Annotated in this window: 10 protein-coding genes, 1 tRNA gene and 1 pseudogene; 10 read left to right on the forward strand and 2 right to left on the reverse strand. The window is 40.6% G+C overall.

What is annotated here, in order from left to right; translation table 11 throughout:
* The first annotated feature begins 56 nt into the window (after positions 1 to 56).
* Positions 57 to 962 carry a UTP--glucose-1-phosphate uridylyltransferase GalU gene (gene galU, locus CTN01_RS15700; protein WP_045148289.1) on the forward strand — a complete coding sequence of 302 codons (906 nt, stop codon included), beginning with the start codon at positions 57 to 59 and terminating at the stop codon, positions 960 to 962.
* Between the two features lie 153 nt (positions 963 to 1,115).
* On the opposite strand, the gene folD is transcribed toward galU, so the two are convergent.
* The gene (folD, locus tag CTN01_RS15705) at positions 1,116 to 1,973 is read right to left on the reverse strand and encodes a bifunctional methylenetetrahydrofolate dehydrogenase/methenyltetrahydrofolate cyclohydrolase FolD (RefSeq protein ID WP_045148290.1); all 858 of its coding nucleotides are present in this window, start codon (positions 1,971 to 1,973) and stop codon (positions 1,116 to 1,118) included.
* Positions 1,974 to 2,279: 306 nt separating this feature from the next.
* On the opposite strand from folD, the gene CTN01_RS15710 reads away from it, so the two are divergent.
* The 8 genes and pseudogenes from CTN01_RS15710 to CTN01_RS15745 all read left to right on the forward strand — a co-directional run bounded on the left by CTN01_RS15710 (position 2,280) and on the right by CTN01_RS15745 (position 12,019).
* Positions 2,280 to 2,356 (forward strand) — tRNA-Arg (locus CTN01_RS15710).
* Between the two features lie 465 nt (positions 2,357 to 2,821).
* Positions 2,822 to 4,120, forward strand: coding sequence for a trigger factor (gene tig / locus CTN01_RS15715; protein WP_045148292.1), 1,299 nt, complete (start codon positions 2,822 to 2,824; stop codon positions 4,118 to 4,120).
* Between the two features lie 105 nt (positions 4,121 to 4,225).
* Positions 4,226 to 4,849 carry an ATP-dependent Clp endopeptidase proteolytic subunit ClpP gene (clpP, locus tag CTN01_RS15720; protein WP_005369103.1) on the forward strand — a complete coding sequence of 208 codons (624 nt, stop codon included), beginning with the start codon at positions 4,226 to 4,228 and terminating at the stop codon, positions 4,847 to 4,849.
* 109 nt (positions 4,850 to 4,958) lie between these two features.
* On the forward strand, positions 4,959 to 6,239 hold the full coding sequence (gene clpX / locus CTN01_RS15725) for an ATP-dependent protease ATP-binding subunit ClpX (protein WP_045127750.1): 1,281 nt from the start codon (positions 4,959 to 4,961) through the stop codon (positions 6,237 to 6,239).
* Positions 6,240 to 6,431: 192 nt separating this feature from the next.
* Positions 6,432 to 8,795 (forward strand): endopeptidase La, encoded by a 2,364-nt coding sequence (gene lon / locus CTN01_RS15730; protein ID WP_005369099.1) that lies wholly within the window; start codon positions 6,432 to 6,434, stop codon positions 8,793 to 8,795.
* Between the two features lie 219 nt (positions 8,796 to 9,014).
* Positions 9,015 to 9,287 (forward strand): HU family DNA-binding protein, encoded by a 273-nt coding sequence (locus CTN01_RS15735; RefSeq protein WP_005369098.1) that lies wholly within the window; start codon positions 9,015 to 9,017, stop codon positions 9,285 to 9,287.
* Positions 9,288 to 9,691: 404 nt separating this feature from the next.
* Positions 9,692 to 11,584: a peptidylprolyl isomerase gene (gene ppiD, locus CTN01_RS15740; protein ID WP_045148293.1), complete on the forward strand. Its 1,893-nt coding sequence runs from the start codon at positions 9,692 to 9,694 to the stop codon at positions 11,582 to 11,584.
* 138 nt (positions 11,585 to 11,722) lie between these two features.
* Positions 11,723 to 12,019 (forward strand): annotated as a pseudogene (locus tag CTN01_RS15745) (ComEA family DNA-binding protein).
* A gap of 68 nt (positions 12,020 to 12,087) precedes the next feature.
* On the opposite strand, the gene rrtA reads toward CTN01_RS15745, so the two are convergent.
* The gene (gene rrtA / locus CTN01_RS15750; protein ID WP_244156002.1) at positions 12,088 to 12,636 is read right to left on the reverse strand and encodes a rhombosortase; all 549 of its coding nucleotides are present in this window, start codon (positions 12,634 to 12,636) and stop codon (positions 12,088 to 12,090) included.
* A 10-nt stretch (positions 12,637 to 12,646) separates the two neighbouring features.
* On the opposite strand from rrtA, the gene CTN01_RS15755 reads away from it, so the two are divergent.
* Entirely contained in the window at positions 12,647 to 13,258 is a 612-nt protein-coding gene (locus CTN01_RS15755) for a tRNA-uridine aminocarboxypropyltransferase (RefSeq protein WP_045084030.1), read from the forward strand.
* Positions 13,259 to 13,292: the final 34 nt, after the last annotated feature.

The raw sequence follows: 13,292 nt of genomic DNA on the forward strand, positions 1-13,292 counted from the left end.
CATATTCGGAAGCCATCTAATACGATGTTTGCAAACATAATATACTGGAAAAAAAATTGAATACTTCATTAGTGCGTAAAGCTGTTATTCCTGTTGCTGGTTTGGGGACTCGGATGTTGCCTGCGACAAAAGCGATTCCAAAAGAAATGCTTCCTATTGTCGATAAACCACTTATTCAACATGTAGTGAATGAGTGTGTTGCAGCAGGAATTAAAGAAATTATTTTAGTGACGCATTCTTCAAAAAATTCGATTGAGAACCACTTTGATACCTCGTTTGAATTAGAAGCGACATTAGAGGCGCGAGTGAAACGTCAGCTACTTGAAGAAGTACAAGCTATTTGTCCTCCTGATGTGACCATTATGCATGTACGTCAAGGGCAAGCTAAAGGTTTGGGTCATGCAGTACTATGTGCGCATCCTCTTGTAGGTGATGCGCCTTTTGCTGTTGTTTTACCTGACGTGATTTTGGATGATGTTGCGAGCGATTTACGTTGCGATAATATGGCAGTCATGGTGAAAATGTTCAACGAGACTAAAGTTAGTCAGGTGATGGTTGAACCTGTTCCTATGTCTGAAGTGTCAAACTATGGTGTTGCGGATATTAATGGTGTGGAATTACATGCTGGCGAATCTGCACCGATGACGAAAGTTGTGGAAAAGCCTTCAGTTGAAGACGCGCCTTCTAATTTAGCTATTGTAGGTCGTTACATTCTTCCTGCGGAAATTTGGGCATTATTAGCTCGTACTCCTGTTGGCGCGGGTGATGAAATTCAATTAACTGATGCTATCGATATGCTAATGCTGTCTCAACAAGTGAATGCATTTCATATGTCAGGCATAAGCCATGATTGTGGTAGTAAAATTGGTTATATGAAAGCGTTTGTTGAATACGGAATGCGGCATAATCAATTTGGTGAAGAATTTACAGCGTATTTAAAGCAACTTAATAAAAGCTTATAGCCGACGTTATAAATTGTGTTATCAAAAGAAAAAGCGATGGGAAACCATCGCTTTTTAATATTTTTTCTATTGAATGATAAGAAGAATGCTAATTAAAAAATAGCATTGTCTTGAATAATAAAAGAGCAATAGGTATCGCTCTTTTATTACTAATTATTCTTCGTGGTACTGCTCGCAAGCTAACAGTGTATTTTCTATCAATGTCGCGACAGTCATTGGGCCGACACCACCTGGGACTGGAGTGATGTGTTTTGCTTTTTGGCTAGCAATATCAAACTCAACATCACCACATAATTTACCGTTATCTAAGCGGTTAATACCTACATCAATGACAGTAGCGCCTTCTTTAATCCAAGCGCCGGGAATAAAGTTAGGTTTACCCACTGCAACAACAAGGATATCAGCACGACGAACATGGCTCTCAAGATCTTGAGTAAAACGGTGACAAGTTGTTGTTGTTGCACCAGCTAATAATAATTCGAGTGTCATTGGACGACCTACAATATTAGAAGCACCAACAATAATCGCTTCTTTCCCTCGTACTGGAATATTGTAACGATCTAAGAGGGTTATTATACCTTTAGGGGTACAAGAGCGTAGCTTGGGTATACGTTGACTTAAGCGTCCAACATTATATGGATGGAAACCATCAACATCCTTTTCAGGATCAATACGCTCTAAAATTCGCGTGCTGTCCATACCTGCAGGTAATGGAAGTTGGACTAAAATACCATCAATCGTCGGATCGAGATTTAATTCATCAATCAGAAGTAATAATTCTTCTTCTGAGGCTGTTGGTGGCAGATCAAATGATTTAGAGACAAAGCCGACTTCTTCACAAGCTTTTCGCTTACTACCGACATAAATTTGAGATGCAGGATCTTGACCTACGAGCACAACAGCTAAGCCGGGTGCACGAAGACCTGCATCTTTACGAGCTTTCACTCTAGCGGCAACTTCCTGTCGAACTGTTTGGGATATTAATTTCCCATCAATAATTTGGGCGGTCATGGTAATCCTTTTTATATAGGCTAAGCATGTGGACGCTATTATTGTGTCAGAAAATTAGAACTTTAGCTATAACGCAAACGTTTGCTTTTTTGTTTGTTCAATATAGTGAAAGTGGGAATGACAATCTAAGTGTTTATCGCTAAAGGAAATACGTGTAAGCAATTGCGATGGGAAAACTGAAATTAAAACAGATTGCTTTAACTTTAATCGGTTGGCTGTTTAAATCATGAAATTTAAAGTAAACGTATTGACCTAAATGATTAGCAACGTATAATCCTGCCTCGTAACCTCATGTTACACAATGATGCGCCCTTAGCTCAGCTGGATAGAGCACGTCCCTTCTAAGGATGTGGTCGCAGGTTCGAATCCTGCAGGGCGTGCCATTCTCTTCTCTATTTATAATATCCAAAATTTAATACATTTCTAACTTGCTCAAATACAAAAAATCACTCTATTTATTAGTCTTGAATGTCTAAAAAATGATTTCTCTTACTTCCTATTTGCGTTAATTCGACTGTTTTTCCAACATTTGAACCTAAAAAACGCAGAGATCTATGATTATTTTCTCCTTACCCCTTGAAATGCTCGTTATAGACCCTATCTTGTGTTTCAGTTGTAGAGCTAGATAGCAGTTTAGTCTATCTCATCTCGACGTCACCTAAGTGTGCCGTTATAATAACGCGCTTTAATTTCTAAGTTGGATGAGCAGATCTGACAGTTTAGAAATAAAGTAAAAGAATTGAGGCGTTATGGTTTTCGAGCCGTAACACGAAAAGGATGCCACCGTCAGTAAATGGCTGTTCGGCAACATCACTCAGAAAGCTGAGTAAGTTTTGAGGTTAAATATAATGCAAGTTACCGTTGAAACCACTGAAGGCCTAGAACGCCAACTAACAATCACTGTTCCTGCTGCAAACATCGAAGATGCAGTAACAGCTGAACTAAAGAAAATTGCTAAAACTCGTCGTTTCGACGGTTTCCGCCCTGGTAAAGCACCAATTAAGATGGTTGCTAAAATGTTTGGCGCATCAGTACGTCAAGACATCCTTGGTGAAGTAATGCACCGTCACTTTATCGAAGCTATCGTTAAAGAGAAAATCAATCCAGCAGGCGCGCCAACATTTACTCCAGTAGAAATTGCTGAAGGTAAAGACCTAGTATTCAAAGCGACTTTCGAAGTATTCCCTGAAATCGCACTTCAAGGCCTAGATAAAGTTGTTGTTGAGAAGCCAGTTGTTGAAGTAACTGAATCTGACGTTGATACAATGCTTGATACTCTACGTAAGCAACAAGCTACGTGGACTGAAGTAGACGCAGCTGCTGATGCAAACAGCCGTGTAACTATCGACTTCGTTGGTACTATCGACGGTGAAGAGTTTGAAGGCGGTAAAGCTGAAGGTTTCGCACTTGCTATGGGCCAAGGTCGTATGATCCCTGGTTTCGAAGAAGGTGTTGTTGGTAAAAAAGCGGGTGAAGAGTTTACTGTAGAAGTAACTTTCCCTGAAGAATACCACGCTGAAAACCTAAAAGGTAAAGCTGCAGTATTCGCTATCAAACTTCACAAAGTTGAAGCACAAGAGCTTCCTGAACTAACTGAAGAATTCGTTGCTAAGTTCGGTGTTGAAGACGGTTCTGTTGACGGTCTTAAAGCTGAAGTTCGTAAGAACATGGAGCGTGAACTTAAGCAAGCTGTTAAAGGTCGCATCAAAGATCAAGTTCTTAACGGTCTTGTTGAGCAAAACGACATCACAGTTCCTGCAGCGCTTATCGATCAAGAAATCGAAGCATTACGTCAGCAAGCTGCACAACGTTTTGGCGGTGATGCTAAGAACATGCCTGAACTACCACGTGAATTGTTCGAAGAGCAAGCTAAGCGTCGTGTAGTTGTAGGTCTTCTAGTTGGTGAAGTGATCAAGTCAGAAGAGCTAAAAGCAGACGAAGAGCGCGTTAAAGCAATCATCGCTGAAATGGCTTCTGCATACGAAGATCCATCAGAAGTAGTTAAATACTACGAAACTAACGAACAGCTAATGAACAACATGCGTAATGTTGCGCTAGAAGAGCAAGCGATTGACGCACTTCTAGCTAAAGCACAGGTTTCTGATAAAGACGTTAGCTTCAACGAGCTAATGAACCCTGCTGCTTAATTTGCTGAAATTGATGTAGAGATTTGACATTATCTCAAGTCTTCTGCTAACAATGGTCCGTGTGAGTCATTTCATTCGGGCCATTTATTTTAGGGAAATAACGTTATGAGCTACCAAGAAAAAAACGCCATGTCACCAATTTTGGATGCGCTGGTACCTATGGTGGTCGAGCAGACTTCTCGTGGTGAGCGTTCTTATGATATCTATTCTCGTCTCTTAAAAGAGCGTGTGATTTTCTTAACTGGTCAGGTTGAAGATCACATGGCTAACTTAGTAGTAGCACAGCTACTATTTTTAGAGTCAGAAAACCCAGATAAAGACATCTTCCTATACATCAACTCTCCAGGTGGTTCTGTTACTGCGGGTATGTCAATTTATGACACTATGCAGTTCATCAAGCCAAATGTGAGTACTGTATGTATGGGGCAAGCATGTTCTATGGGAGCATTCTTACTTGCTGGTGGTGCGAAAGGTAAGCGTTACTGTCTGCCGAACTCACGTGTAATGATTCACCAGCCATTAGGTGGTTTCCAAGGACAGGCATCGGATATTCAAATCCATGCACAAGAAATTCTAACAATCAAACAACGTCTAAATGGTTTATTGGCTGAACATACTGGCCAACCACTAGAGGTTGTTGAGCGTGATACTGACCGTGATAACTTTATGTCTGCAGAACAAGCTGTAGAATATGGTTTAGTGGATGCCGTGTTGAGTCAACGTGACTAAGTACTTATTTAGCTGATTAGCTCTAGATTGTTAACGCAGCAAAATAAGCCGACTTGTTATACACTCAAGACAAGGCAATGATGGGAATACCCCAATAAGAGGTTAGCGAATGACAGATAAGCGAAAAGAGAGTGGTAGCAGTAAGCTATTGTATTGCTCTTTCTGCGGTAAAAGTCAGCATGAAGTTCGCAAGCTGATTGCAGGCCCTTCTGTTTATATTTGTGATGAATGCGTTGATTTATGCAACGATATTATTCGCGAAGAAATTAAAGAAGTGATGCCTAAACGCGATGGCGATGAACTGCCGACTCCGCAAGAAATTCGTAACAACCTAGATGATTACGTAATTGGGCAAGCACATGCGAAAAAAGTGCTAGCTGTTGCGGTATATAATCACTACAAACGTCTACGTAATGGCGATACAACAAGTGAAGGTGTTGAACTAGGTAAGAGTAACATCTTACTTATCGGCCCTACTGGTAGTGGTAAAACGCTATTAGCTGAAACACTAGCACGAATGTTAGATGTTCCATTTACGATGGCTGACGCAACCACGCTGACTGAAGCGGGTTATGTGGGTGAAGACGTAGAAAATATTATCCAGAAATTGCTACAGAAATGTGATTACGACGTGGCGAAAGCTGAGCGTGGTATTGTTTACATTGATGAAATCGACAAGATTTCTCGCAAATCAGATAACCCATCGATTACTCGTGATGTTTCTGGTGAAGGTGTACAGCAAGCATTACTGAAGTTGATTGAAGGTACTGTTGCATCTGTGCCACCACAAGGTGGTCGTAAGCATCCTCAACAAGAATTCTTACAAGTTGATACTTCTAAGATCCTATTTATCTGTGGTGGTGCATTTGCTGGCCTAGATAAAGTTGTTGAGCAGCGTGTCGCAACAGGTACTGGTATTGGCTTTGGCGCAGAAGTGCGTTCAAAAGACCAAACAGATACATTAAGTGATCTGTTTGAAAAAGTTGAGCCTGAAGATCTTGTTAAATACGGCTTAATTCCGGAATTTATCGGTCGTCTACCTGTAACCGCAACATTAGGTGAGCTTGACGAAGAAGCACTAGTTCAGATCCTTCGTGAGCCTAAGAACGCACTAACTAAACAGTATGCTGCGTTATTAGAGCTAGAGAATGTTGAACTTGAGTTTCGTGATGATGCACTGGTTGCTATTGCACGTAAAGCAATGGAGCGTAAAACAGGTGCTCGTGGCCTACGTTCTATTGTGGAAGCGGTACTGCTTGATACTATGTATGAGCTACCGTCTCAACAAGGCGTAAGTAAAGTCGTTATTGATGAGTCAGTAATTAAAGGTGAATCTGAACCTCTACTGATTTACGAAAACACGGAAGCACCAGCAGCTGCAGCTGAGTAAGTGTCTAATAAGTGCACATAAAGGCTAAAAAAAGGAGGCATAAGCCTCCTTTTTTATTTTCTGTTACTTCTTTCGTTGAATAATCATGTTTTACCCCCATATACTCAATATAAGCTAACTTTCTAGTCGTATTAAGTAAGTGACTCAATCAGTTACTTAATACGATTAGTATTGACAGGAAGAGAGATGAATATGAACCTGGAGCGTTCTGAGCGCCTTGAGATCCCGGTTCTGCCACTACGTGACGTGGTGGTGTACCCTCATATGGTTATTCCATTGTTTGTGGGACGGGAAAAATCTATTCGTTGCCTAGAATCGGCAATGGAGAACAATAAACAGATTCTGTTGGTTGCCCAAAAAGAAGCAGCGACAGATGAACCGTCAATCACTGATCTTTATGATGTCGGTACTGTTGCAACTATTTTACAGCTATTGAAGTTACCTGACGGTACAGTAAAAGTATTGGTTGAAGGCCAACAACGTGCCAAAGTTGAAGATTTAGCTGACGATGAGTTCTTTACTGCTCATGCTGAATATTTAGTTACGCCTGAAATGGATGAGCGTGAACAAGAAGTACTTGTTCGAACCGCTATCAGCCAGTTTGAAGGTTTTATTAAGCTAAATAAAAAGATCCCGCCAGAAGTATTAACTTCACTTAACGGTATCGATGAAGCAGCACGCCTAGCAGATACCATTGCTGCGCACATGCCGCTGAAACTGGCTGATAAGCAAAAAGTATTAGAAATCGTTGATATTACAGAACGTTTAGAGTTCTTAATGGCAATGATGGAATCAGAGATTGATTTGCTTCAAGTTGAAAAACGTATCCGCGGACGTGTTAAGAAGCAAATGGAAAAATCTCAGCGTGAGTATTACCTAAATGAGCAAATGAAAGCTATCCAAAAAGAATTGGGTGAGCTTGATGATGCGCCAGATGAGTTTGAAGCGCTAAAGAAAAAGATTGAAGAATCTAAAATGCCAGCCGAAGCTCGCGAAAAAACCGAGCAAGAGTTGCAAAAGTTAAAAATGATGTCACCAATGTCAGCGGAAGCAACCGTTGTTCGTGGTTACATTGATTGGATGCTAAGCGTGCCTTGGTATAAGCGCTCTAAAGTGAAGAAGAGCCTTGCAAAAGCCGAAGAAGTGCTTAACGCCGATCACTATGGTCTTGAGCGTGTAAAAGAACGCATTCTTGAGTATCTCGCAGTACAAAGCCGTGTAAACAAGTTAAAAGGTCCAATCCTATGTTTAGTTGGTCCTCCTGGTGTTGGTAAAACTTCTCTAGGTCAATCGATCGCTGCGGCAACGGGCCGTAAGTACGTTCGTATGGCATTAGGTGGGGTACGTGATGAAGCGGAAATTCGTGGTCACCGTCGTACTTACATCGGTTCTATGCCGGGTAAATTGATCCAGAAAATGGCTAAAGTTGAAGTGAAAAACCCACTTTTCCTATTAGATGAAATTGATAAGATGTCATCTGATATGCGTGGCGATCCTGCATCAGCATTGCTAGAAGTGTTAGATCCTGAGCAAAATAGCGCATTTAATGATCACTACCTCGAGGTTGATTACGATTTATCTGACGTAATGTTTGTTGCTACATCTAACTCGATGAATATTCCTGGTCCTTTGCTTGACCGTATGGAAGTTATTCGTCTATCGGGCTATACCGAAGATGAAAAGTTAAATATTGCTAAGAATCACTTACTTGAGAAACAAATTAAACGTAATGGTTTAAAAGTAGGTGAGTTGACTGTTGATGATTCTGCGATTATTGGCATTATTCGTTACTACACACGTGAAGCGGGTGTGCGTAGCCTTGAACGTGAAATATCTAAACTTTGCCGTAAAGCAGTGAAAGAAATTTTACTTAATAAAGACATTAAACACGTTGAAATCAGCCAAGATAACTTAAAAGATTACTTAGGTGTTCAGCGTTGCGACTACGGTAAAGCTGACGAAAGTAATCGCATTGGTCAAGTGACAGGACTTGCGTGGACGGAAGTGGGTGGTGATTTATTAACCATTGAAACAGAGTCTATGCCAGGTAAAGGTAAGTTAACTTACACCGGTTCACTGGGCGATGTGATGCAAGAGTCGATTCAAGCGGCAATGACAGTGGTACGTTCTCGTGCTGAACGTCTAGGTATTGCACCTGATTTCTACGAAAAACGTGATATTCACGTTCACGTACCTGAAGGTGCAACACCGAAAGATGGCCCAAGTGCGGGTATTGCAATGTGTACAGCACTTGTATCTAGCCTAACGGGTAATCCTGTTCGTGCTGATGTGGCTATGACGGGTGAAATTACACTTCGTGGTGAAGTTTTACCTATCGGTGGTTTGAAAGAAAAACTATTAGCAGCACACCGCGGTGGCATTAAAACAGTGCTTATTCCCAAAGAGAACGAGCGTGACCTGGAAGAGATCCCAGAGAACGTAATCGCCGATTTGGAAGTACGTCCAGTACGTTGGATTGATGAAGTGTTAACTGTTGCACTTCAGAATAATCCAACAGGTATTGAGCTGGTAAATGCTCAAAATAGTGACCTGTAGCAAAATTAACTAAATAAAAAACGCTTTCAAAGACAAAAGTCCTTGTCAGCGTTTTTTTGTCTGGCTATAAGTTAACTCTAATCCGCGCTAAGCGATGTATTATTAAGGCCTGTTAAGTTTCTATTAATACAATCAGGTCTAGAAACTATTTATTGTCTACTATTCACAGCGTCTCAGTGACGAGTTACGGGTAGGCAAGTTCATTAAGGGGATTTAATCGTGAACAAAACTCAACTAGTAGATAAAATCGCAGAAAGCGCAGATATTTCAAAAGCATCAGCGGGTCGTGCTTTAGACGCATTTATCGAAGCGGTGTCAGATACATTGAAAGACGGTGAGCAAGTTGCATTGGTTGGTTTTGGTACTTTCTCTGTACGTGAACGTGCAGCTCGTACTGGCCGTAACCCACAGACAGGTGCAGAAATTCAAATTGCAGCTGCAAAAGTACCTGGTTTTAAACCGGGTAAAGCGCTAAAAGACTCTGTTAACTAAGAAATAGTTAGTTTTTTCTGACTGTTTTGTCATGTTATCATGGCTTAAATATTGCTACTGGAAAGGGTATACTGATCCAGTACAACAAAGGCGCATCGGTTGATGCGCTTTTTTACTTCATAATGATGCCTATTTGACTAGGGATTTATTCTTTTTCTTTTTAATCAATGTAAAGAACATTTCATTAGTCAAATCGGTATCAAGTTATCATACTATGCGCTTTGTGGCTTATTGTGTTAGTGCTATCTTTAGTTTAAAAGCTAATACAACAGGTTATTTACGTTTTAGTCAGTAACAGCTTAATAATATTGATGGTTCGGCTATCGCGTTGATACCGATATTTTGTGCACACATTTGTAGTTCGAAACCGTGCCAGATCGAACAAGTAGGAGAGACGGCAAATTATGATGGAGCGATTGCGCGAAGGCGCTAACAGCATCTGGGTTAAGATCATTCTTAGCTTAATTATTTTTTCTTTTGTATTTGCTGGTGTCGGCAGTTATCTGGCGGGCGGTAATGAGCAAGTTGCAGCAAAAGTTAATGATAAAGAAATTAGTCAGCGTGCATTCGAGCAGGCTTATCAAAATCAACGTAACCAAATGCAGCAACGTTTAGGTGATTACTTCTCAACACTAATGGGTGATCCTGCTTACGTACAGCAATTCCGTAATAGCGTGCTTGAGCGTATGGTTAATGATGAGTTGATTGAGCAACGTGCAACAGAACTAGGCCTTGGCGTGAGCGATGCTCAAGTAAAGCAAGCGATTGTAGCAATGCCTGCTTTCCAAGTTGATGGTGTGTTCAATAATGAACAATATAATTTAACATTACGTCGTGCTGGAATTTCTCCTGAGCAATTTGCAGAGTCAATTCGCAAAGACATGCTACGTCAACAATTTTTAAGCGCATTAGAAGGCAGTGACTTCGCACTTAATAATGAATTGAATGAACTTCGTAAGCTTGAATCACAAGAGCGTGTTGTTCGTACTTTGAAGCTGAATCTTGCAGACTTTACCGATAAAGTAACGGTAACGGATGAAGAAGCTAAAGCTTATTATGAAAAGAATAAAACGCAGTTTACGCGTCCAGCTCAAGTAAAAGTGTCTTACATTGAACTGTCAGATAAAAATCTAGTGAACAATATTAAGATCACTGATAAAGAAGCTGAAGCGTATTACAACGAACATAAGATTAAATACAGCACTGCTGAGAAGATTCAAGTTAGTCATATCTTAGTAAAAGGCGATAGCGATGCTTCTAAAGCAAAAGCGGAAGCATTACTGGCCGAGTTGAAAGCTGGTGCTAACTTTGCTGATGTTGCGAAGAAATCATCCGATGACACTTTCAGTGCAAAAGATGGCGGTAAGCTTGATTGGTTCGGTAAAGGTGTGATGGATCCTGCGTTTGAAAAAGCAGCATTCTCATTAGCAAAACCAGGTGATATGTCTGGCCTTGTGAAGTCATCTTTTGGCTACCACATTATTTTACTGGATGGTATCGAAGAGTCTAAGGTTAAACCTTTTGCTGATGTGAAAGCGAGCATTGTCACTGAACTTCAAGAGCAGCAAGTAGCAGAGCAATTCTATAAGCTACAAAGCAAGTTAGCTGAAACGGCATTTGAATCACCAGACTCTTTAGATGATGCAGCAGAAGCTGTAAAAGCGAAGATCATTAAAACAGGCTTTATTTCATTACAAGATGAGAAAGGTGTGTTAAGTGATAAGAAAGTGCAAGAAGCATTACAAAGCCCTGAGGTTCATGACGACGGTATGAATTCTGATGTGATTGAGATTGCACCAGAGCATGTTGTTGTTGTTCGTGTTGATGATGCGCGCCCTGAATCAGTGCTGCCATTTACCGATGTTGAAGCCAAAGTGAAAACACTACTCGCTCAACAAAAAGGTGAGAAGCAAGCAACTGAGAAGGCTGATTCAATCATTGCTGCACTACGTGACGGTAAGTCAGATGTTGTAGCAAAAGATGGCTTAAGCTTCTCTGGCGATCAAACCATAACTCGTTCAGGTCCTGATGCTAATGTAGCACGTGTTGCGTTTACACTACCTAAACCAAAAGACGGTAAAGTGTCTTATGGTATGACACGTGACAACAAAGGTAATGTTGAAATCATTGCATTAGATAAAGTTGTGAATGTTGCGCCATCGAAAGATGATGTTGATACTCAGTTTGCAACTCAAGTTGAGAATATGTTTGCTCAACAAGATCTATCAGCAACGCTTCAGACATTACGTGAGTCAGCGAAAGTAACTTACCCAATGTTGGACAAGCCAGCAAACTAATTGAAATTTACATTTCTATTAACGGGCCGCCATTGTGCGGCCCGTCGTTTTTTTATCTTTTATTTTTAAATAATCCCCTCATCGTCCTTCTTTTCTTTTTATCCTTTTTAAACACTCATATTATTAAAGGATACAAATATGCTTCTTAAATATCGCTTGTTTAAAGCCATTACGCTAGCGGGTGGATTAGCACTCGTCCCTTTAAGTCACGCTGATGACAACATGCATGAAGGTATTGATATAAAAATTAATATTAATACTGCTAATGTTGAGCAGTTGGATACATTACTAATTGGCATTGGAGCTGAGAAAGCATAAGCGATTATTAATTATCGAAAAGTGAATGGTAAATTTGCGAGCGTCGACGATTTAACAAAAGTGAAAGGGATCGGTGAGGCGACTGTTGATAAAAATAGAAAACGTATTGAATTGTAATTATTAACTGTAACGGGAGCTAGCGTGCTCCCGTATATTGATAGTCATTTAAAGCGGTTATATTCATCTTAAGAGTTGATTTTTTGCTTGATGAGCAAGGCATACAGCATGCCTGTGGTTGCACCAATCAAATGGGCTTCAGTTGCTACACGTACTCCAATCAACTCTTCAGAGCTCACAGAGCCCCCAAAGTATTGTTCCCAGCAGATCTTGGTGATAAGCCCGAGGAGTAAGAGCCATCCCCCCCGCGTTTTTGATTGAATATCACGAATACAACCCCAAGCGAAGATGCCATGTAGTACACCTGAAAATCCAGCATACCAAGTAATACTGGTAGCAAAGAGCCCAATACCTATAGTGAACGATAAAATTAAGATCAATAAGCTATATGACTTAACATTAAAATGGACACGGAAAATATAGCTAATGATTGCAAAGGCGCTAGCATTCATAGCAAGATGCACCCAATTGGTATGCGTGAAATTTCCTGATAGGATCCGCCATAATTCGCCATTAATAATTTCTTGGCGATCCCAAACTAATAATGGCTGACATTGTGGTAATTGAGCTATAACCATCATGATTATCGCAATAACAATATAATTTCGAATAGACAAGGCAACCTCAATGAGTCGGTACTGTGATAACTGTGGTAAAGCAAACAAAGCCTGCATTTGCCACTGGATTAAACCTATTGCAACTCAAACAGAGTTATGGATTTTACAACATCCATCAGAAGTTAAACGAGCAATTGGTACTGCAAGAATACTATCACTTTCTTTACCCAATAGCCGACTTTGGGTAGGTGAAGATTTTTCGCAGCATGAGGAATTAAATGCTGCTTTAGCTGATTCCGAACGTGATGTTTATGTGGTTTACCCAGGAGAACGTGCGACAGCACTGTCTGATGTAGTAGAGCAGGCTCAGCCGTCTCGCAAAAACGTGATTATTTTGCTTGATGGGACTTGGAAGAAAGCCTATAAAATGTGGCAACTATCGACCAATTTACATCAGTTACCGTTAGTCCATTTAGATAATGTAGAGACCGGAAATTATCGTATTCGAAAATCGCCAAAAGAGCAGGGGGTATCAACGGTTGAGGCGGGGTTTTTAGCATTATCAGTGTTAGAGCCAGCATCTTTAAACCTTCAGCCATTGCTTGATGCGTTTGAAAATATGATTAATTTTCAAATTCAACAAATGCCGCCCGGTGTATTTGATAAAAACTATAAAGGTTAGCAGGCACACAAAAGGGAGCATTCGCCCCCTTTTA

Source organism: Photobacterium angustum (genome assembly GCF_003026365.1).
GTDB classification, from domain to species: Bacteria; Pseudomonadota; Gammaproteobacteria; order Enterobacterales; family Vibrionaceae; genus Photobacterium; species Photobacterium angustum.

Bases quoted from the DNA above. Each gene is read 5' to 3' on its own strand.
- folD (WP_045148290.1), bottom strand. From the start codon at position 1,973: ATGACCGCCCAAATTATTGATGGGAAATTAATATCCCAAACAGTTCGA.
- tig (WP_045148292.1), top strand. From the start codon at position 2,822: ATGCAAGTTACCGTTGAAACCACTGAAGGCCTAGAACGCCAACTAACA.
- clpP (WP_005369103.1), top strand. From the start codon at position 4,226: ATGAGCTACCAAGAAAAAAACGCCATGTCACCAATTTTGGATGCGCTG.
- clpX (WP_045127750.1), top strand. From the start codon at position 4,959: ATGACAGATAAGCGAAAAGAGAGTGGTAGCAGTAAGCTATTGTATTGC.
- lon (WP_005369099.1), top strand. From the start codon at position 6,432: ATGAACCTGGAGCGTTCTGAGCGCCTTGAGATCCCGGTTCTGCCACTA.
- ppiD (WP_045148293.1), top strand. From the start codon at position 9,692: ATGATGGAGCGATTGCGCGAAGGCGCTAACAGCATCTGGGTTAAGATC.
- CTN01_RS15755 (WP_045084030.1), top strand. From the start codon at position 12,647: ATGAGTCGGTACTGTGATAACTGTGGTAAAGCAAACAAAGCCTGCATT.